At 46.3% G+C, this 21,338-nt stretch carries 19 protein-coding genes and 1 pseudogene; 8 read left to right on the top strand and 12 right to left on the bottom strand.

Annotated features, from left to right (window positions below; genetic code table 11):
* Positions 1-5: 5 nt before the first annotated feature.
* Positions 6-977, bottom strand: a complete 972-nt coding sequence (corA, locus tag ICN27_RS01260) for a magnesium/cobalt transporter CorA (RefSeq protein WP_046329509.1) — start codon at positions 975-977, stop codon at positions 6-8.
* A 74-nt stretch (positions 978-1,051) separates the two neighbouring features.
* Here corA and pyrF point away from each other — a divergent pair, with 74 nt between their 5' ends.
* Positions 1,052-1,897: an orotidine-5'-phosphate decarboxylase gene (pyrF, locus tag ICN27_RS01255; RefSeq protein ID WP_216268658.1), complete on the top strand. Its 846-nt coding sequence runs from the start codon at positions 1,052-1,054 to the stop codon at positions 1,895-1,897.
* A gap of 2 nt (positions 1,898-1,899) precedes the next feature.
* Here pyrF and mtgA read toward each other — a convergent pair whose 3' ends face one another.
* From mtgA to mpl, 6 genes are read right to left on the bottom strand one after another with little or no spacing between them, the layout of a single operon-like run.
* Positions 1,900-2,643 (bottom strand): monofunctional biosynthetic peptidoglycan transglycosylase, encoded by a 744-nt coding sequence (gene mtgA / locus ICN27_RS01250; protein ID WP_216268657.1) that lies wholly within the window; start codon positions 2,641-2,643, stop codon positions 1,900-1,902.
* 17 nt (positions 2,644-2,660) lie between these two features.
* Positions 2,661-3,569 (bottom strand): shikimate dehydrogenase, encoded by a 909-nt coding sequence (gene aroE, locus ICN27_RS01245; protein WP_216268656.1) that lies wholly within the window; start codon positions 3,567-3,569, stop codon positions 2,661-2,663.
* Between the two features lie 41 nt (positions 3,570-3,610).
* Positions 3,611-4,471: an energy transducer TonB gene (locus ICN27_RS01240; protein ID WP_216268655.1), complete on the bottom strand. Its 861-nt coding sequence runs from the start codon at positions 4,469-4,471 to the stop codon at positions 3,611-3,613.
* Positions 4,455-6,443, bottom strand: coding sequence for a ribonuclease catalytic domain-containing protein (locus ICN27_RS01235; protein WP_216268654.1), 1,989 nt, complete (start codon positions 6,441-6,443; stop codon positions 4,455-4,457). Before ICN27_RS01235 ends, ICN27_RS01240 begins: the two co-directional genes overlap by 17 nt.
* A gap of 2 nt (positions 6,444-6,445) precedes the next feature.
* Positions 6,446-7,174: a 3-oxoacyl-ACP reductase FabG gene (gene fabG, locus ICN27_RS01230; RefSeq protein WP_216268653.1), complete on the bottom strand. Its 729-nt coding sequence runs from the start codon at positions 7,172-7,174 to the stop codon at positions 6,446-6,448.
* Between the two features lie 5 nt (positions 7,175-7,179).
* On the bottom strand, positions 7,180-8,586 hold the full coding sequence (gene mpl, locus ICN27_RS01225) for a UDP-N-acetylmuramate:L-alanyl-gamma-D-glutamyl-meso-diaminopimelate ligase (protein ID WP_216268652.1): 1,407 nt from the start codon (positions 8,584-8,586) through the stop codon (positions 7,180-7,182).
* A gap of 26 nt (positions 8,587-8,612) precedes the next feature.
* Here mpl and ICN27_RS01220 point away from each other — a divergent pair, with 26 nt between their 5' ends.
* The 7 genes and pseudogenes from ICN27_RS01220 (at position 8,613) to ICN27_RS01195 (ending at position 14,352) form a co-directional block, all read left to right on the top strand.
* A complete protein-coding gene (locus ICN27_RS01220) occupies positions 8,613-9,140 on the top strand; it encodes a TlpA disulfide reductase family protein (RefSeq protein ID WP_216268651.1) in 528 nt (175 codons plus the stop codon).
* Positions 9,141-9,388: 248 nt separating this feature from the next.
* The gene (aroQ, locus tag ICN27_RS01215) at positions 9,389-9,838 is read left to right on the top strand and encodes a type II 3-dehydroquinate dehydratase (RefSeq protein ID WP_216197013.1); all 450 of its coding nucleotides are present in this window, start codon (positions 9,389-9,391) and stop codon (positions 9,836-9,838) included.
* A gap of 36 nt (positions 9,839-9,874) precedes the next feature.
* Positions 9,875-10,336: an acetyl-CoA carboxylase biotin carboxyl carrier protein gene (gene accB, locus ICN27_RS01210; RefSeq protein WP_216268650.1), complete on the top strand. Its 462-nt coding sequence runs from the start codon at positions 9,875-9,877 to the stop codon at positions 10,334-10,336.
* A 52-nt stretch (positions 10,337-10,388) separates the two neighbouring features.
* Positions 10,389-11,753, top strand: a complete 1,365-nt coding sequence (gene accC / locus ICN27_RS01205) for an acetyl-CoA carboxylase biotin carboxylase subunit (protein WP_216268649.1) — start codon at positions 10,389-10,391, stop codon at positions 11,751-11,753.
* Positions 11,754-11,787: 34 nt separating this feature from the next.
* Positions 11,788-12,708, top strand: a pseudogene (gene prmA / locus ICN27_RS10395) (50S ribosomal protein L11 methyltransferase); the annotation flags it as partial.
* Positions 12,709-12,933: 225 nt separating this feature from the next.
* The gene (locus ICN27_RS10390; RefSeq protein WP_255534990.1) at positions 12,934-13,335 is read left to right on the top strand and encodes a DUF3426 domain-containing protein; all 402 of its coding nucleotides are present in this window, start codon (positions 12,934-12,936) and stop codon (positions 13,333-13,335) included.
* A 57-nt stretch (positions 13,336-13,392) separates the two neighbouring features.
* Positions 13,393-14,352 (top strand): carbohydrate kinase family protein, encoded by a 960-nt coding sequence (locus tag ICN27_RS01195; protein ID WP_216268647.1) that lies wholly within the window; start codon positions 13,393-13,395, stop codon positions 14,350-14,352.
* Positions 14,353-14,555: 203 nt separating this feature from the next.
* Here ICN27_RS01195 and ICN27_RS01190 read toward each other — a convergent pair whose 3' ends face one another.
* The 5 genes from ICN27_RS01190 to ICN27_RS01170 all read right to left on the bottom strand — a co-directional run bounded on the left by ICN27_RS01190 (position 14,556) and on the right by ICN27_RS01170 (position 21,319).
* Complete coding sequence (locus tag ICN27_RS01190; RefSeq protein ID WP_370624461.1) at positions 14,556-14,843, bottom strand: hypothetical protein; 288 nt, start codon at positions 14,841-14,843, stop codon at positions 14,556-14,558.
* Positions 14,844-15,177: 334 nt separating this feature from the next.
* Positions 15,178-16,365 (bottom strand): ribonucleotide-diphosphate reductase subunit beta, encoded by a 1,188-nt coding sequence (locus ICN27_RS01185; RefSeq protein ID WP_215308917.1) that lies wholly within the window; start codon positions 16,363-16,365, stop codon positions 15,178-15,180.
* A 45-nt stretch (positions 16,366-16,410) separates the two neighbouring features.
* Complete coding sequence (locus ICN27_RS01180) at positions 16,411-19,377, bottom strand: ribonucleoside-diphosphate reductase subunit alpha (RefSeq protein ID WP_216268646.1); 2,967 nt, start codon at positions 19,375-19,377, stop codon at positions 16,411-16,413.
* A gap of 273 nt (positions 19,378-19,650) precedes the next feature.
* Complete coding sequence (gene ampD / locus ICN27_RS01175) at positions 19,651-20,466, bottom strand: 1,6-anhydro-N-acetylmuramyl-L-alanine amidase AmpD (protein WP_255534920.1); 816 nt, start codon at positions 20,464-20,466, stop codon at positions 19,651-19,653.
* 4 nt (positions 20,467-20,470) lie between these two features.
* Positions 20,471-21,319: an inner membrane protein YpjD gene (locus ICN27_RS01170; RefSeq protein ID WP_215308904.1), complete on the bottom strand. Its 849-nt coding sequence runs from the start codon at positions 21,317-21,319 to the stop codon at positions 20,471-20,473.
* Positions 21,320-21,338: the final 19 nt, after the last annotated feature.

Here is a 21,338-nt window from a genome sequence, read left to right as displayed (position 1 = left end):
CAGAATTAGCGTGAGCTTAACCAACCCTTGTGGCGGAAGTATCCCAATGGAATCATCGCTGAAATCACCATAGAAATAATGGCAACCGGGTAACCCCAGGTCTGCTCTAGTTCAGGCATGTAGCGGAAGTTCATTCCCCACACACTAGCTAACAAAGTTGGCGGCATTAAGGCAACCGATACCACCGAGAAGATCTTGATGATCTTACTTTGGTTCAAATTAATAAAACCAACTGTCGCGTCCATCAAGAAGTTAATCTTATCGAATAAGAACGCAGTATGGTTTTCTAATGAATCAATATCTCGCAGAATCTGACGCGCCTCTTCTTGCTGCTCATCAGATAATAATTTGCTCCGCATTAAGAAAGACAATGCACGGCGAGTATCCATCACATTACGACGAATACGTCCGTTGGTATCTTCTTCCTTAGCAATTGTTTCGAGCACTTCTTCTGCATCGTGATCGGTGATGTCATCTTGCAGAACACGCTTACCTGCTTGCTCGAGGTTTTCATAAACCTCTTCCAAGGCATCAGCAGAATACTCAGCATCAGTGGAATACAGGTCAAGTAAAACGTCTTTTGCGTTACTGACTGATCCTGGACGCAAACGGGCACGCAAACGCACCAAGCGGAATACTGGCAAATCTTCGTCATGAATAGAGAACAAAACTTGCTTGGTCATCACGAAGGCAACTCGCACGTTGCGAGAGGTTTCTTCTTCGTCTAATAAGAAATCGGTACGAATATGAAGGTGGCCATCATCCGCCTCGAAATAACGCGCAGAAGCTTCTAAGTCGCCTAAATCATCTAATTCAGGCAAAAGAACGCCAAAAGCCTCTTTAATCCACAGGAGCTCTTCCTCTTCAGGGTCTACAACGTCGATCCAGATAGGGTTGGAGTATTGCAACAATTCATTGCGATCTTCCACTTGCTCTTGAGAGAGGCGGCCATTTTGCAGGACGAACAAGTTGATCATGGTGAACTCCTAAGGAATGGTCGCTAGTTTATCCTATAGCTCATGACAGTTTGACTAAAATAAGCTTAATCCCAATGAACTCTAGCTCAAATACCTTTACCCAACAACTCCAGTCTGCGTGGGCTTCCCAAGGCAGTATGTTGTGCGTGGGCTTTGATCCAGATCCCAAGCGTTTGCCTGCTGTATTTCAGGGTAAGCCTGAGGGGATTTTCGAGTTCTGCCGCGAGATCGCCGATGCTACTGCGGATACCGCCTGCTCCTTTAAGCCCCAGTTCGCCTACTTTGCCTCCCAAAGAGCCGAAGCTCAACTAGAAAAACTGACTCGCTACCTTAAAGATAAATACCCCCACATCCCCGTCATCCTCGATTCCAAACGCGGGGATATCGGCAGTACAGCTGACCACTACGCTTTAGAGGCGTTTGAGCGCTATGGTGCTGACGCGGTAACTGTGAACCCGTATATGGGCTTTGACACGATCGAGCCTTACCTAAAGCATGCCGGCAAGGGCGTGATTGTTTTATGTCGCACCTCAAATCCAGGAGGTTCCGACCTTCAGTTCTTGAATGTTTCGCCCAATGGTGAACCGCTATATTTGTACGTTGCCAAACTCGCTGCACAACAGTGGAATACCTCTGGACAAATTAGCTTGGTAGTTGGGGCAACCTTCCCTGAAGAAATTGCTCGGGTGCGAGCGATTGTTGGTGAGATGCCTTTACTCATTCCGGGCATTGGTGCTCAAGGTGGCGATATTGATGCCACTGTTAAAGCTGGTGGCCTACCTAACCAGCCAGGCTCGGGCATGATGATCAACTCCTCTAGGGCAATCTTGTATGCAAGCGCTAATCATGATTTTGCTGAGGCAGCTAGAACAGTGGCCATCGCAACGAGAGATGCGTTAAGAACTGCAAGTAATAAGTAAGGCTAGCGCGCTTTTGGTTTCTGAATAGGCGCCAAAGCGACCCTATCCATATTTTCTAGAATAAAGTCTTGTCGTGTGGGGAAATGAATATTAGCCTTACGGCAGTACTGCACTTTGTCAAAACACTTCGGTGCAGGTAAAGCTGATGCTAAAGCTGCTGCCTGTTCGCGATCAAGCGATGCCGGCTTAATACCGTAGTAATGCTGAGAAGCTGCGCCAATACCAAAGATACCTTCGCCCCACTCTACTGAATTTAAATAGATTTCATAAAGACGTTGCTTAGGCAGCATTACCTCCAATAAGCCGGTAATGATGAGCTCCTGAGCTTTGCGAAAATAATTCTGCTCAGAAGAAAGAAAAAGATTCTTTGCTAGTTGCTGTGTGATCGTAGAGCCCCCACGCAATGCAGTTTTGGATTTGCCACTACTCTGTTGATTGAGTTGCGAATTTTTAGCCCATGCTTTTTTCATATCCTCAACCCGAACACCCATATGCTGAAAGAAGATATCGTCTTCGCTCACTAAAACAGCACGTTTGAGATTGGCCGAGATTTTATCGTATGGAACCCAAGATGACTGCACTGGGCAAGACCATGACAGACCACAAAGACGCCAACGTTCAGCCCTTTGAAATGCAGTACTGCTAGGATCAAGAACTACCCATAAGCCAATCTGCATGACAAAGTACATTTGCATGGCAATAAAGCCACCCACTAAACATTTCAGAAGATAAGAAAGCCAACGCATTCAAGCTTAGCTAGGAATTAGGAAGTACGAAGTTCTGCCAATACAGCGCGAGAATCAATCGCATCAGTCAGCTGAGCACCACGCCAAATTAAGAAAGCATCTGCAGCTTGCTCAACCAACATGCCCAAACCATCACTAACCCGCGCACCGCGATGCAGTGCTTGCTGCATCAAAACAGTGACTTTGCCGTAGACCATGTCGTAGGCAAAAGACTTGGGAGTAAATACATTGCTTGCCGCGGCATCGCTGATAGGAGATTCATCCGATAGACCTGCAGCAGTAGCATTAATAATGAGATCAAAAGGAGATGTGGTCTTACTTACATCTTCCAGTTCGTTCAAAGTTGCTGCTGTCAATATAACTTGTAGAGAGCGAGCCAAATCGCTAAATAATTGAACCGAGTCCTGGGCCTTAGCATTGGATCGATTGACAATAATTAACTCTGCGGGCGATTGCTCTAGCAAAGGACCTAGCACTCCGCGAGAAGCGCCACCCGCTCCCAGCAATAAAATTCGGGAGCCTTGAATCTGAATACCCTGAGCCAATAAGTCTCTAACTAAGCCAGCGCCATCCGTGTTGTCACCAAATATTTTTCCATCTTCAATACGCAAAGTATTGACAGCGCCAGCTAGCTGCGCACGCGGTGTTAATACATCTGCCAGAGCCTGAGCGTCCAACTTAAATGGAACAGTAACATTCATACCCTTACCGCCAGCAGCAAAGAAAGCTTGCGCAGCGGTTTTGAATTCCCCAAGTTCAGGCTGTAAACGCCCGTAATACATTTTTTGATTTGACTGCTCAGCAAATCGTTTATGAATGGCGGGTGATTTACTATGTGCGATCGGATTACCGGCAACCGCATACACATCCACACCAGGAAATTGGGCGGGATCAGTATGCAATTGGGCAGAAGTGGCTTGACTCATAGTAACTACAGGATAAGCGAAATTGCGTGATGCCTTCTGAATTAAGGACGCAAATCTAGGCGATCAGATCCATCCCGCGTGAAATCAAAAGTAGAAACCCAATCTAGGACATCAATCTGCTGATGCATTTCTGCAGGGAAAGCGCCAAAGGGGGCAGAAGCACGAATAATCGCTAGGGCCTGGCGATCCAACTCGGGATTGCCAGAGCTTCGTCCAATACTCAAACCATCCTTACCCTGAGCATTATTGGCAATGCGTCCTTGGGCATCCACGCTAACGACAATCACTAGACTGCCATACAAGGGGCGGCCGTTGGCCCGCGGGAAAAATGCGCTACCATAAGCCTCAATCTTTTGGCGCATGGCATCGTAATACTGCGCAAAGACAACTGCCTTGGTACTGGCTCCAGTCAAGACCTTACGACGAGGTTCTCGACCATTGGCTTGCAAACGCTTAGCTAGCTCAGCCTCTAAAGAATTCAGTTGGGATGTTGCTAGTTTCTCATCTCCACTTTTGCGACCGCCCGAGAGTGCTCGATCCGCCTCAAGCTTGGCCAGCATTTGCTTTTGCTGTTTTTCCAAAACCTCGAGGCGGGCATCGGCACCGAGTCTTGCCCGATGGAGCGCACTAGCATCTTGATTGGGAGTATTGCCGCCTCCATGCAAATCTGCTTGGGCTAACTTATTGGCCTGCTTGGGTGCTACTTGATTACTAGCATTCACCAAGACAACGCTGAGTGGTGTATTCAGGCGACGATTTTCTATTTCTCCTAGGCCCCAGCGGAAGGATAAAAAGATCAGATGAAACAAAATTGAGAGGCCAAGGGCATAGCGAAATGGGTGGCGTCGCCAGATACCATTTAAGCGACCTACTAACTGCGTCAGCTTAGATAGAACTTTCATCACTCTCAGGAACTTCTGGAGTTTCTATATGAAGAACCCGAACCCCGGCAGTAAGCTGCAATAGGTCTACATCAGCCACGCTCACTTCAGCTCGAGTCATGCGTGGATGGGCCGCCAACTCGGGAACTGGAAGATGCAATGGGACTAACTCTACTCGAGACATCCCTTCTTTGAGATGCCTCACAAAGACTTGTCTAGGAACTTCATCTTGAGCAATCCAGCGTAAGCACCAATATTTCTCAAGGCGATCTTGGTATTCACCATAGGCTGAATAACAAGCTTCAAAGTCGGCGGCGATACCCATTAATGCAGCATCACGTGGAGGAAAAGGTGCCACCATTTTGGCGGTAATGCCATGTTTTGCTATAGCGATTAACTGCCACTGATTCACTAAATCTGAGTAACGGCGCAAAGGCGAAGTACACCAAGCGTAATACTCCAAACCCAATCCTTCATGTGGACCGGGGGTTGTCTGCATACGCGTGCGTAAGGGGCCCCAGCCCTTTTGAGTACGGAACAAACCAGGCATTCCATGATCTGCCAATAAACGTCCTGAAGCACTATTGCAATAAATCATCCACTCAGCAACGATGGTATCGAGAATGGAGCCGCGTTGACGAGGAGTAATCTCCACTCGCTGCGCACCATCCACTTCTTTAATTTGAAAATGAAAGTCTCTCGCCAAGGCATTGGGATCCAAGACCCCTAATTGCTCAGAACGCAATCCATTAGCTATACGCTGCTCCTGGCGCCCTGCATGCAATAACTTTGCCGCTGCCCACAAAACACTGAGCTCTTGACGATAAGCATACTCAGCAGATTCATCGGCCAAACTTTCTTCCGTCACCAAATGCTCTAAGTTCTCCAAGCGAAGATTTGCCCCCATCGGAACCATCTCAGCGCGTAACTGCAGAGTCTCTTTATCCACAACTCCAGCCGCATCAATATCTACATAAATCGATAAAGCTGGGCGAGCAGCACCCTCATCTAATGAGAACTGAGTAATCACCTGATCAGGCAACATCGTAATTTTGTCGCCAGGGAAATACACCGTAGACATACGTGTGCGTGCAACCTTATCTAAAGCGTCATCCTTAGTAATCACTAAACCAGGCGCCGCAATATGAATGCCGATACGATGTCTGCCACCCTCGAGCGCAGTAACTGATAAAGCATCATCAATTTCAGTAGTGCCTGAGTCATCTATTGAGAACGCAGTTACTTCAGCGATAGGCAATTCTGAAATAACAGCATCTAAAGCAGCTTGATCAACCGCCAAACTTAGGTCATGTGCAGCGCCCTGAGGGAAATGCGCTTTTAAGAACATCCCTTGGTGATATTGCAAAGGTGAGTCAATCGCGCCACAGCGGATCATGAGCTGCGCAGGTGATTCTCCTGACTCAGTACATGCTGCAATTAATGCTTTATAGGCAGAGGTATTTTTATCCGGAGAAAACAGAAGTTGATTTGCCTGAGATTGAAGCATCTCTGGAAACACCCCAGCCACCAGTTCTTGCTGCCATGCAGTCTGCTGCTCTAATTCTTTTTGTTTGCGCTCAAGCGCAGCCAAACCAGCCTGCAGTTGCTCTAGTGGTGCCCTTTGAAAACGTCCACGCCCTTTACGACGAAAAAATACTGGCGCACTTTGCAAGGCGATGGCTAATGCAGTCTGTTGCGGTACGCTGGCTTGTGCGCCAAAGTACTCATGAGCAACATCTAATAAGCCAAACTCTTCATCAGGTGCGCAATCCCATAAGAACTGCAGATCAATCTCTTTGGATAAAGTATTTGCCTCATCCATTAAGACTTGCGGTTCTGGCTTTTCAAAACGGAGCCAAACTTCTTTGGCTTTTAACTTAATCTTTTTCCCAGAAAGACTAGTTGCTTGCCATGATTCAGCATCTCCAGCGCCCGAAGCAGACTGAACCGTAGCGACCTTGATGTCGCCACCCTCTTCATATAAAAGATGCATGCTTAGAGGGATATCCCGCCACTGGCCTCAAGTGCAACACCGTTCACATAGCTAGCTTCATCGCTTGCTAAGAATAAATAGACGTTCGCCATTTCTTCAGGAGTCCCTAAGCGACCAAGCCAACTGCGCCTCTCAATATCTTTCAGAATATTTTCTGGCATCGCTTTCACCATCTCAGTAGCAATAAAGCCTGGGCAAACTGCATTTACCCGAATACCTTTTGGGCCTAATTCACGCGCCCAAGTTTTAGTAAATCCAATCACTCCAAACTTGGTTGCTGAATAGTTAGTTTGTCCAAAGTTTCCATAAATGCCCACAACACTAGAAGCATTTACGACAGCGCCTTTACCAGCCTCCAACATATGCGGCACTACCAACTGCGTGCAATTAAAAACACCCTTGAGATTGACATCAATTACAGTATCAAATTGTGCTTCTGTCATTTTGACTAAGCGTGCATCTTGTGTAATGCCAGCATTGTTAATTAGGATATCAATGCGTCCGTGGCGCTGCATGATCTGATCAACAGCCGCTTCAACACTTGCACGATCAGTCACGTTCATGACATAAGCTTCTGAGCCTGGAATCAGATCTGTAGCGGCTTTAACCGCCTCGGGATTCACATCGGCAATCATGACCTTGGCACCTTCTTTCGCAAAACGTTTTGCAGTTGCAAAACCAATGCCTTTTGCAGCACCAGTAATGATGGCTACTTTATCTTTCAGTCTCATGCTCATTACTTTGCTTTCTCTTGTATTGCAGTCAGTATCTTTTGGTGCACCCCACCAAAGCCGCCATTGCTCATCACCAAAATATGATCGCCAGGCCTTGCTTCATTTGCAACAGCTTTAACCAAAGTAGATAGATCATCAAAGGCTGCAGCACGATTTTCACTCATTGCATTTAATGGGGCTAATACTGCATTTAAATCCCAACCTAAACAATCTTTACCAGTGCTTGCGCCGTAAGCAAAAATCTTGTCAGCAGCTTCTAGGCTATTGGGTAGTTGCGCTTTCATCACCCCGAGTTTCATCGTATTAGAGCGAGGTTCCAAGACTGCCAAAATTCGTGCCTGTCCTACGCGGCGACGCAAGCCATCTACCGTGGTAGTTATGGCAGTTGGGTGATGCGCAAAGTCATCGTATACAGTTACTCCATTTGCGACACCAATCGTCTCTAAACGACGCTTCACATTTTTGAACTCAGCTAAAGCACGTGCGGCATCGGTTGGTGCAATGCCAATATGATTTGCTGACGCAATGGCTGCTAATGCATTGAGTTGATTGTGACGGCCCATGACTCCCGAGTCTGGAGCCCAGGTCACTGTGGCGACCTCTTTACCATCTTGCAACACAATGAAGCCATCCGCTGCTTGAGAAACTAATGACCAGGCATTGTGTTTATCTTGCCCAAATTTTTCAACGGGCGCCCAAGCACCTCTGGAAATAACGCTTTCTAGGGCGGGCTCTTCGCCATTAACCACAACAAGACCATTACCCGGGACGGTGCGCACTAAATGATGGAATTGGGTCTCGATTGCAGCAAGATCAGCAAAAATATCGGCGTGATCAAACTCGAGATTATTCAACAAAGCGGTGCGTGGGCGATAGTGAACAAACTTACTGCGCTTATCAAAAAACGCTGTGTCATATTCATCGGCTTCGATTACAAAATACTTGCTCCCACCTAAGCGAGCAGATACCGTGAAATTCAGTGGCACTCCACCGATGAGATAACCTGGCTTGTAATCATTGAACTCTAAAATCCAAGCCAACATGGCGGAGGTAGTTGTTTTGCCATGCGTACCGGCAACAGCCAAGACATGTCTACCAAATAGAACTTGCTCACCCAGCCACTGAGGTCCAGAGGTGTAAGGAAGCCCTTGATTCAGAATGGCCTCCATTAGTGGATTGCCACGCGAAACCACATTACCGATTACAAATAAATCTGGCATCGTCTCAAACTGTAATAATTGATCGGGCGAGAATCCCTCAATGAGCTCAATGCCCTGCGCTTCCAGCTGCGTGCTCATCGGTGGATATACGTTGGCATCGCACCCAGTAACACGATGTCCGGCCTGCCGAGCGATTGCGGCAATGCCGCCCATGAAAGTACCGCAAATGCCCAAGATATGAATATGCATTGGGCAATTTTAGCTAAGGAGCAGCAATGAACCGAAGACAGTGGATAAGCATCATTGGATTTAACCTCGTAGCCCTTGCTGCGGGAGTGGCGACTTCGCAATGGATCTTCAGAACAGAGCCGGCAGACGATCCTGCAATGAAGGCCTTTTTTACCAACCCTTGGCAAACATCTGATGGAAAATCGGTCGACACCAAAGAATGGCGTGAAAAAGTCTTGGTTATCAACTTTTGGGCTTCCTGGTGCCCTCCTTGTGTTGAAGAAATGCCTACTTTGGATAAATTACAGGCAGAGTTTAAGAGTCAAAATGTCTTATTTGTAGGCATCGGTATCGATTCACCCTCTAATATTCGTGAATTTCTAGAAAAGACCCCAGTTTCTTATCCAATTGTGATTGGTGGACTTGAGGGCAGCAATATCTCGAAACAGATGGGGAATGCCCAAGGGGCGCTTCCCTATACCGTTATTGTTAATGCTCAAGGCAAGGCGACTAGCAGCAAATTAGGAAAGATAAGCGAAGAAGAGCTCAGAAGTGCAATTAAATCGGCTTTATAAGACTTTTTAAATGATCTTTGTGATCACCATCTAGGTCAAAATTAGCGGTTTCTGAGCCAAAAATTGCAATAGTTACACTTCAAATCTTAAAAAATAGCCAGTTTATTGTGTCATTTTTAGGCTTGAGGTGGGACTCCGGGGGTATACTTTACGAGCAAGATGAAGAGCATTCTTCATTCAATAAGCAGTTTTCAGAGAAAAGCTTTATCTCCGCAATAAAACCTAACTGCCTCTAAAAATATCGATCTATGTCGAAAAATACTTCAATTCTCGTTATCCAAGGCCCCAACCTCAATCTGTTGGGAACCCGTGAGCCAGAGGTTTATGGCAAAACTACTCTCGAAGATATTCATACCAAGCTAGGTGTCATCGCAAAGTCCCACTCAGTCGATTTATCCACCTTCCAAAGCAACCATGAGGGCGAGCTGATTGACCGAGTTCAAAAGGCTAAACAAGATGGGGTGGATTTCATCATCATTAATCCAGGCGCTTTTACCCATACCAGCGTTGCCTTGCGTGATGCACTGGCTGGGGTTGCTATACCGTTTACTGAAATACACCTATCTAACATTCACCAACGTGAGGAGTTTCGTAAACACTCCTACCTGTCTGATATTGCTACTGGCGTTATCTGCGGTTTGGGCGCGATTGGTTACGAATTAGCACTGCAAGCAGCTATCGCCCGCTTGCAAAAATAAAGATTAACTAAGAATTACCAGAGAGGAAGCCTTTCCATGGATCTAAGAAAACTAAAAACCCTAATCGACCTTGTTTCTGAATCAGGAATTTCTGAATTAGAAGTCAATGAAGGTGAAGATCGTGTTCGCATTGTGAATGCCGGCTCTCCAGCTCCTGCAGGTCAAGTGGTATACGCCAATCCAGCGCCTGCTCAAGTGATGCAAGCTGCGCCTGTGGCTGCACCAGTTACCACACCAGCTGCTGATGAAGCGCCAGCTGAAACTGGTTTTGTTGCTCGCTCACCAATGGTCGGCACCTTCTATCGCGCACCAAACCCTGAGTCTCCAGATTTTGTCAAAGTCGGCGACACAGTCAAAGTGGGGCAAACGCTGTGCATTATTGAAGCGATGAAACTTCTCAATGAGATTGAGTCTGAGCAAGCGGGTGTTATTAAACAAATTCTGTGTGAAAACGGTCAAGGCGTTGAATTTGATCAGCCGCTGTTCATCATCGCTTAATAGATCTCCCTTAGATCTATTCCAATCCACCGTTACTTAACTCAGAGCCGACATGTTCGATAAGATTCTGATTGCCAATCGCGGAGAAATTGCTCTCCGTATCCAACGCGCATGTCGCGAGTTGGGAATTAAAACTGTGGTGGTCTACTCGACCGCAGATAAAGAAGCTAAATATGTAAAGCTTGCAGACGAAGCGGTCTGTATTGGGCCCGCCCCATCACCACTCAGCTATCTCAATATGCCTGCCATCATTTCAGCAGCGGAAGTGACAGATGCTGAAGCAATTCATCCTGGCTATGGATTCCTCTCTGAGAATGCCGATTTTGCAGAACGTGTTGAGAAGTCCGGTTTTGCATTCATTGGCCCCACTGCAACCTCAATTCGCCTGATGGGCGATAAGGTCTCAGCGAAGCGCGCCATGATTAAAGCCGGCGTTCCTTGCGTTCCGGGCTCTGAAGGTGCGCTGTCAAGCGACCCAAAAGAAATTATTTCAACCGCAAAACGCGTTGGCTATCCGGTCATTATTAAAGCTGCTGGCGGTGGCGGTGGTCGTGGAATGCGTGTCGTACATACTGAGGCTGCTCTTCTCAATGCGGTCAATATGACTAAAGAAGAAGCTGGTCGTGCTTTTGGTAATCCAGAAGTCTATATGGAGAAGTTTTTAGAAAAGCCTCGCCATGTAGAGATCCAGATTTTGGCTGATACCCATGGCAATGCCATTTGGTTAGGTGAGCGTGATTGCTCCATGCAACGTCGCCACCAAAAAGTGATCGAAGAAGCTCCGGCACCCGGCATTGATCGCCGCGCTATCGCCAAAATTGGTGAGCGCTGCGCTGAAGCCTGTAGGAAAATTGCTTACCGTGGTGCTGGTACTTTTGAGTTCTTGTATGAAGATGGTGAATTCTTCTTCATTGAGATGAATACCCGCGTTCAAGTTGAGCACCCAGTCACCGAAATGATTACAGGTGTTGATATTGTTCAAGAACAAATTCGTATTGCTGCCGGCTTAAAACTCAGCTATCGCCAAAAAGACATTGTTTTCCGTGGCCATGCCATCGAATGCCGTCTGAATGCAGAGGACCCATTCAAATTCACACCAAGCCCAGGAAAAATTGGTTCATTCCATATGCCAGGCGGCCCCGGCATTCGCGTCGATTCACATGCCTATAGTGGTTATGTAGTGCCGTCCAATTACGACTCCATGATTGGCAAGTTAATTGCTTATGGCAATACTCGCGAGCAAGCGATACGCCGTATGCAGATTGCGCTTTCCGAGATGGTGATCGATGGCATCACAACCAATGTGCCACTGCATCGTGAGCTCATGCTTGATCCAAACTTCATCGAAGGCGGAACCAGTATTCACTATTTGGAGCATCGCCTCGAAGAGCAAGCCGCTAGTCGCGGTAAGCCCTAAGTTGCAGGTCAGTTAATGTCCATTTGGGGTGAGCATGTCCTATCGTGAACTTATTTTCACGGTCCCGGCTGAGATTGCAGAACCTTTAGGTGATGCTTTACTGGAAGTGGGCGCACTCTCAGTTACTGTTGAAGATGATGCTGCTGGCGGTTACGATGAAAATCCACTCTATGGTGAGCCAGGTCTATCGCCGGAAGTACAGGCTTGGGATCGATCTGCTGTAACTGCACTTTTCAATCCAGAAATTGATAATTCTGATGCAGCGAACTTTATCCCCGAACTTCTCGCATCCCTTCAGGAAGCGGGATTCAATCTTCCAACTCCGCAAGAAAAGATTGTTGAAGAGCAAGATTGGGTTCGCTTAACCCAGAGTCAATTTGCTCCGATTCAGATAGGTGAGCGTATTTGGGTAGTACCTTCTTGGCATGAAGCGCCTACCGACCCCAACGCAATTTGTTTGGCGGTAGATCCAGGTTTGGCATTTGGCACCGGCAGCCACCCGACTACACATCTTTGCTTGCTTTGGCTTGAACAAAATACCCAGCTTGCCAAGCAAAGCTTGCTCGATTATGGCTGTGGATCCGGAATCTTAGCCATTGCGGCCGCGAAACTGGGATGCAAGCCAGTAGCTGGCACTGATATTGATCCACAAGCAATGGTTGCAGCACGTAGCAATGCAGAAATCAACAAGGTAGTCATTCGCTTTGTCCTGCCTAATGAAAATGCACCAGAACTTGCGGCAGAAACCAAGTACGACATCGTGATGGCCAATATTTTGGCTAATCCCTTGCAAGTTTTAGCGCCAGCGCTGGTAAACAAGATGCGCCCAGGTGGAAAAATTGTTCTCTCAGGCGTGCTTGCGCGTCAAGCAGAGGAAGTGATTGCAACCTATAGCCAATGGCTAAGCCTTTCTGTTTGGAAGGAAAGTGAAGGCTGGGTCTGTCTGCACGGCACACTTCTTACAAAAGATGCTAAAGCAAGTTCAGCAGACAAAATTAGAGATACTTTTGCTCCGGCTCAAAAAAAAAGTCTTAAATTCATTTTTCTCAGTCTTTTTTTCATTCTGCTCATTATTTTTGGCGAGCACCTTTCCAGAAATTTCCTACTATCAGCATTAGCAACACGTGTTGATGGCAGCTCCTCTGCGATTGCAAGAACTAGTTTTTCTCTTTTACAGAAGTTGGATGAACAAGTATGTCATGCACTAGGGTGCGTAAATCGCCCTGTAAGCGATTTTGCTGCTTGGAAAATAACTTCGGTAACCCTTTCGACCGAAAACGTGCGAGAGGGCCTTAAAAACGTTTCAAATCAATCTGTTTTACAAGTTGGCGTACAAAATCGTCTTGCCATCCCTGTTTTATTCCCAAATTTAGAAATTTCCCTCACCGATGCAGAGGAATCTGAAATCAAAAAGATTCAACTCACTCCGCAAGAATGGTTACCGACTACTTGGCAAGAGTCACATTCAGATTTTTTACGTCAAGGCGCCCCTGCCGGTGAAATCTTTTCGTCTGCATTGCTGATTTCACTTCCGCAAAATGCTGCTGGATATCGTGTCAGAATTTTTTACCCTGAAAAATAGACTGCAAACCCTATTTCATACTCATTTCAATTGATTTTTATTAGAAAGTAATTATTTATGGCTAGCTTGATCTGCGGTTCCATCGCTTACGACACCATCATGAACTTTGAAGGCAAATTTGCCGATCAAATTCTGCCAGAGCAGATTCATATTTTGAATGTTGCCTTCCTAGTTCCTACCATGCGTCGTGAATTCGGTGGTTGCGCAGGCAATATAGCCTATAACCTCAAACTTCTCGGGGGCGATCCGATCATCATGGCAACCGTCGGGGGTGATGCAGCTCCATATTTGGATCACCTGAAGCAGCTCCAGATTGATACAACGCATATTGGTCAGATTGAGCAAGCATTCACTGCTCAAGCGATGATTACTACCGATCAAACTAATAATCAAATCACTGCCTTTCATCCTGGTGCCATGAATGAGTCTCACTTAAATCAAGTTTCCACCGTTATTGCGGAGCGCAGCAAGAACATGAAGGGTGCTGCCAAATTCGGAATCGTTGCCCCAGATGGTCGCCAAGGCATGTGGGAACACTGTCATCAGTTAGCAGCAGCAGATGTTCCATTTGTATTTGATCCGGGGCAAGGTTTGCCGATGTTCAATGGCCCAGAGCTCCTTGAGCTTGTAGATATTGCAAGCTATCTGGCCGTGAATGACTATGAAGGTGAAATGCTATCGCAAAGAACTGGCTTGAACCTGGCAAAAGTAGCTGAGAGAGTCAAAGCCCTCATCGTTACCAAGGGTGCTGAAGGTGCAGACATCTACTTTGAAGGTCAATGTATCTCAATTCCGCCGGTACCAGCAGCGAAAGTAGTTGATCCAACTGGTTGCGGTGATGCGTTCCGGGGCGGCTTGCTATTTGGATTAGAAAACGGCATGGATTGGGAAACTACTGGGCGATTGGCTAGCTTAATGGGTTCGATCAAAATCACCCATCAGGGACCACAAAATCACCAAATAAGCAAAGATGAAATCGCCGCTCAATTCAAATCCGCATTTGGATTTGCCCTCTAAAGCTAATAATTACCTAGAGAAGTAATAAAAAAGGGATCTCGTGAGAGATCCCTTTGAACTTCACACGCCTACAAACAGAGCTTATGGGCGCGTGCCAGTTGGGAAGGGCCAAGCAGCGGCAGGATTCAACGTTGTTGAAGTAGCAGCTTTTTTAGCCACGGGCTTTTTTACGGCTTTGCCCGCTTTCTTCGCAGCAGGCTTACTTACTTTTTTTTTGCAGCTACGCGCTTCTTAGCAGCAGGACGCTTTTTAGCGGCAGGCTTCTTAGCAGCAGCTTTTTTAGCAGCAGGACGCTTTTTAGCGGCAGGCTTCTTCTTAGCAGCAGGCTTCTTAGCAGCAGCTTTTTTAGCAGCAGGACGCTTTTTAGCGGCAGGCTTCTTCTTAGCAGCAGGCTTCTTAGCAGCAGCTTTTTTAGCAGCAGGCTTCTTAGCAGCTACTTTTTTCTTTGCAGCTGGTTTCTTTGCAGCAACTTTTTTCTTGGCGATTGCCATAGTAATGCTCCTTCACGTGAGGATTAGTACAAACTACCGATTAAGAAGACCCGACCATTCATTTCCGCCTGGTTTTGCAACCGATTGGAGCCGACGAGCGAGCCATTCATCGGCGCGCGGCTTGTTACTAAGTGCTGCACGCTAATGAATCTTGGAAAAAAAGCCGCGGCCCCAAAGGGCAACGGCTTCTTGAATTTGCTGGAAAAAATAGAGAGAGTAGACCAGACACCCTTGGACAAGGGTTTTCGGATTTGAGTCTGGTTTTGCTGACTTTTAAAACTATCCAACCGTCTAATCTCCTATTTAGCCGGCTATGCGCTTTTTAATTAACTACTTATTCCCAACTTAGCGCACCGCCAGTTTGATACTCAATAACGCGTGTCTCAAAAAAGTTTCTCTCTTTTTTCAGATCAATCATTTCTGACATCCATGGGAATGGATTCTCTTCATTTGGGAACATCGCGTCAAGTCCTATTTGCAAACATCTGCGATTACAGATGTATCTTAGGTAGCCTTTGAACATCGGCGCGTTCAATCCAAGCACTCCGCGAGGCATCGTATCCTCTGCATAACGGTACTCTAATTCCACTGCTTTTTCGAAGATAGATTTGATCTCGTCTTTGAACGCAGAAGTCCATAACTGCGGGTTCTCCAGCTTGATTTGATTAATTAAATCAATACCAAAATTACAGTGCATAGACTCGTCACGAAGGATGTATTGATACTGCTCAGCAGCACCCGTCATTTTGTTTTGACGACCCATTGCAAGTATTTGCGTAAAACCAACATAAAAGAATAATCCTTCCATTACGCAGGCAAAAACGATCAATGATTTGAGCAACATTTGATCAGTTTCTAATGTCCCGGTTTTGAAATTAGGGTCAGTCAATACATCAATAAACGGAATTAAGAACTGATCTTTGGCACGAATTGACTCGATTTCGTTATACGCATTAAAGATTTCGCTCTGGTCTAAACCCAAAGATTCCACAATATATTGATAGGCGTGAGTATGAATTGCTTCCTCAAAAGCCTGACGTAATAGATATTGACGGCATTCTGGGGCAGTAATGTGGCGATAAGTACCCAGAACAATATTGTTTGCCGCTAAAGAGTCCGCGGTTGTGAAGAAACCAAGATTACGCTTAATGATGCGACGCTCATCCTCAGTTAAGCCATTAGGATCCTTCCAAAGCGCGATATCGCGGTTCATATTGATCTCTTGTGGCATCCAATGGTTTGCGCAACCAGCCAGATATTTCTCCCAAGCCCACTTATATTTAAATGGAACCAGTTGATTCACGTCAGTCTTGGCATTAATCACGCGCTTATCAGCAGCATTGACACGCAAAGCAGCACCACCAGTCAATGCAGCGGCTTGCACAGGTGCAGACTCCACATTCTGAGGGGCGGCAATGGCAACCTGATCTGCTTGTGGACGTTGTGGCTCTGCAAATACAGGTTGTGGCACCAAACCAACCTTGGCTATCGCAGGGGCTACTTCTTCTTCCCAATTCAACATAACTTTCTCCAAATTCTTATTTTTCTAAATCAGTTAGCAAATAGCTTACTGACATGCTTCACATTCCTCAAATCCAGCATCGCCTGGGCGCATTGTGCAAGCAGGGCCATCTAACTCTTGGGCTGCTGATGCATCAGTACCATTCACACCACCGCCACTAGATACCGCATTTAACTGGCCACTTGCAACCGTAGACTTCTCCACGTGCGTTGCGGCCATTGTGCGGAGGTAATAGGTGGTCTTCAAACCACGCAACCATGCCAATTTGTACGTGTCATCCAATTTCTTGCCAGATGCCCCACCCATGTAAATATTGAGAGACTGCGCCTGGTCAATCCACTTCTGACGACGTGAAGCGGCTTCAACCAACCAACTGGGCTCCACTTCGAATGCGGTGGCATATAAGTCACGCAAATCTTGTGGCACACGATCAATCTTGGACAAGGTACCGTCAAAATACTTCAAATCCGCAATCATCACTTCATCCCAGAGACCACGATCTTTCAAATCACGGACCAAATACTCGTTTACTACAGTGAACTCACCTGAGAGGTTAGATTTCACAAACAAGTTCTGGAATGTCGGCTCAATACAAGCTGATACGCCAATGATATTGGAAATGGTTGCAGTCGGTGCGATCGCAACACAGTTTGAGTTGCGCATACCATGCTGCTTAATGCGGGCACGCAAGCCGTCCCAATTCATAGTGGAAGAGCTATCTACTTCAAGGTACCCACCACGCTCTGCCGCCAACAATGCCACCGAGTCTTGTGGAAGAATGCCACGATCCCATAATGAACCTTTATAGGTGCTGTAAACGCCACGCTCTTCGGCTAACTCATTGGAAGCTTGATAGGCGTAATAGCAAACTGCTTCCATTGAAGAATCGGCAAACTTCACTGCCTCGTCACTAGCATACGGAATCCGTTGCATGTGCAGGCAATCCTGGAAGCCCATGATGCCCATACCGACTGGACGATGCTTCAAGTTGGAGTTACGCGCTTTAGCAACAGCGTAATAGTTGATGTCAATCACGTTATCCAACATCCGCATTGCAGTACGGATTGTTTTTTGGAGTTTCTCATGATCCAAAATCATCTTGCCAGATGCATCTGTAGTCATGTGGGCTGTCAAATTCACAGAGCCTAGGTTACAAACTGCAATCTCGCTCTCATTTGTGTTCAAAGTGATCTCAGTACACAAGTTAGAAGAGTGAACTACGCCGATATGCTGTTGCGGGCTACGAATGTTGCAAGGATCTTTAAATGTGATCCATGGGTGGCCAGTTTCAAACAACATGCCTAACATCTTGCGCCACAATTGCTGCGCAGGAATGCGACGGAATGGCTTTAATTCGCCAGCGTCTGCTTTTTTCTCGTAAGCAACATAAGCCTCTTCAAAGGTCTTACCGAATTTGTCATGCAAGTCAGGTGTATTTGAAGGTGAGAATAGTGTCCACTCACCGCCTTCCATCACGCGCTTCATGAACAAGTCAGGAATCCAATTTGAAGTATTCATATCATGCGTACGGCGACGATCATCGCCGGTGTTCTTACGCAACTCAAGGAACTCTTCAATATCTAAGTGCCATGTCTCTAAGTAGGCGCAAACTGCACCCTTCCGCTTACCACCTTGGTTTACTGCCACCGCTGTATCGTTTACCACTTTTAAGAATGGCACAACACCTTGTGACTTACCGTTAGTGCCCTTGATATGACTTCCTAAGGCGCGTACGTTTGTCCAGTCATTACCTAAACCGCCAGCAAACTTCGACAAGAGTGCATTCTCTTTCAAAGCCTCATAGATCCCGTCAAGATCATCATCTACAGTTGTTAGGTAGCAGCTAGATAACTGCGGACGTGTCGTCGCTGAGTTAAATAAGGTTGGTGTGCTAGACATGAAATCAAATGTAGAAAGGATTTCATAGAACTCGATTGCACGACGCTCACGATCTAACTCATTCAAAGACAAGCCCATGGCAACGCGCATGAAGAATGCCTGCGGCATTTCAATACGGCGGTCTTCAATGTGCAAGAAATAACGGTCATACAAGGTTTGCAAACCGAGGTAGTTGAACTGTAAGTCACGGCTTGCATTCAAAGCGGCAGCCAATCTTGGTAAATCAAACTCACGCATACGTGGGTCTAAGAGCTCAGCAGAGATACCTTCATTGATGTACTTGGCAAAGTAGCTACCATACTCAGCTTGCATATCGCCTTGCAACACTTCGCGCCCAAGGATCTCCTTACGAATCACGTGCATCAAAATGCGTGCAGTCACTTGACTGTATGCAGGATCTTTTTCAATCAAAGTGCGTGATGCCAAAATTGCGGAGTCATACACTTGAGCCATCGGTACGCCATCGTACAAATTCTTGATGGTTTCAGTAATGATTGGGCTTGCGTCAATGTGGTTGCCAAGGCCTTCACAGGCAGCTTCGATAATGGTGCGCAAGGCCGCCATATCTAATAACTTCTCAACACCGTTATCAGTTACCTTCAAACCAGGCTCAGTAGTCTGAGTTGATGCTTGAGTTTCTTGTGCAGTAGTTTGTTGTGCAGCACGCTCTTGATTACGCTTTTCACGATAAAGAACATATGCACGTGCAACGTTATGCTCACCACTGCGCATCAACGCCAATTCCACTTGATCTTGAATATCCTCAATGTGGAAAGTGCCGCCATTTGGACGGCTGCGCAATAAGGCACGAACTACTGCATGGGTTAGTTGCTCAACCTGCTCACGTACACGCGCAGAAGCCGCACCCTGACCACCGTTAACCGCTAAAAATGCTTTTGTAACTGCAATGGCGATTTTGGATGGCTCGAATGCCACCACTGAGCCATTTCGGCGAATAATCTTGTAATCTGATAATTGAGTAGCTTGGCCACCACCTATTCCGCCAGCTACAAAGCCGGCTGATGGGGCTTGATTCATCGATTCGGAGGAGCTTATCCCTGGATTATTTGTGCCGGTAGTTTGTCCCGTTGCTTGGGGGTTGGCGTATGTCATATTTTTCCTGCTTATATATAGTTATTTGGACAAAAATCGTTAAAAAACAATAGGGTATTGCTGTATTCAAACACTACATCTAGTGTTTCGAAGTGCATTTGACACTAAGTATAGGGAAATATTCAGAAATTAGTAAGTCATTTCTGACGAATATTTATAAGTATTTTTCCCTATATTTTCAATAAATTAGGGTTCATTTTGGTGCAGTTTTTGCAGCCCTTTTTAGCTAAAGGGCAAGAAAGTGAGCGTGTGCTCACATACTAACTCAGAGCCCTAACGCGGGCCTAAACCAAAGGGGAATTTTTCGACAGGAGTGTTGCTTTTACCCTGAAACTTTTTCCAATCAAATTGCACTCCTGGATCGACTTTTCTGCCCGGGGCAATATCACTATGTCCAGCAATTTGAAGATTAGGGTAAACAGAGTGTATTTGGGCGCTTAATTTAGCCAGGGCAGAATACTGAATATCCTCAAAGGGATGGTCGCCATCCCCCTCTAGCTCAATACCAATCGAAAAATCATTGCATTTTTCTCGCCCCAAAAACGATGATGCGCCGGCATGCCAGGCTTTGCTTTGAGTGGATACAAACTGAAGGACCTCGCCACGACGAGAAATCAAAAAATGGCTAGATACTTTTTGATCAGCAATTTCTTCAAAATAGGGGTGCAAAGAAGAATCCAGTTTGTTTTGAAAAAAATCCACAATAAAGCGGGTGGAGTTGTGATCGACAAATCCACCAGGGGGAAGGCTAATGTGATGAATCACTAGCAAATCCGGAACAAGACCCTCTGGTCGCATATCTTGGTTGGGTGAGATACGCCAAGTAGCTGAACCAAGCCAACCTTGGGCATCCAAGCTATCAAGATGCTCTTGAGAGCAATAGAAGCGCGACTCTTGCATGACTGCTTCAGATTTTGGAAGGTGAACAGAGCAATGGTGGCACTGGACAATCACCTCCGGCTCAACAACTTTGCTTTGCTCTGCCTTTATCTTGGCGGCCTCATCCGTATTGAGCTTTACTTGTTTTTTGCCTTTTATCCAAAGGTACAAAACGCCTACGCCAGCAAATAATAGAAGCCACTTAATCAAAACGTCATGCTCTCTGAAGAATCACTTCCAAAACAAATCGACTGCCAACATAGGCCAGAAGCAAGGCGGTATAAGCACTCAAGACCCAACGAACAGCTACGCGCCCACGTAAACCAACACGCCAACGGGCTATTAGAAGACCAGAAAATAAGAACCAGGAAATCAAAGCAAAGATGGTCTTGTGATCAAAAACAAGTGGTTTACCAAATAATGTTTGCGAAAAGAGGAGTCCAGAAAAGACTGTCAAGCTCAGTAGTGCAACACCCACGTAGAGCAAGTTAAAGAGAAGGCTTTCCATTGCCATCAGTGGTGGCAAATCTTCCAACCAATGGGAGATGCGGCTATTAGGGGTGACGGCTAACTGACGGTGTAGTGCTCGATCTTGAATACTCATCAACATGGCATGCAACGCTGCCAAACTCAATAATCCAACTGAAATAGTGGCAACAATAAAATGCCCCTTAAACCAAGGATCGGATACCGCCTTTGGCGAAATCAAGGTACCGGAAAACATCACTGGCAATACAGAGCAAAACAGGGCAAAACATAAGACAAGCCAACGTAAACTGGAAATCGGCAGGAACCATGACTGAAACCAGTAAAACGCGAGACCCACCCAAGCAATCAGAGAAAGATCCTGAGCAAAACCAAATACAAATCCTTGGGGTGTAAAAACCGAGTCGTGTAGCTCAATTCCATGCACCAGCAAAATCAATAGAATCAATGCCTGAACTAGGCCTGTAAAAGCCGGGGATTCAATCTTTCCCTTGGGCCGTGAACCCAAAAAGACCAAAAGAAGCAAATAAAGCGCCGAAGGGAGCCAATTCAAGCTTGAGTAACCTAAAATATCCATCTAGAAAGTCTAATCGATA

Origin of the sequence: Polynucleobacter sp. Nonnen-W13 (assembly GCF_018881735.1) — a bacterium.
Lineage (GTDB): Bacteria > Pseudomonadota > Gammaproteobacteria > Burkholderiales > Burkholderiaceae > Polynucleobacter.
The sequence above is the reverse complement of the archived record's forward strand: the minus strand, read 5'-3'. Positions and strand labels throughout refer to the sequence as shown.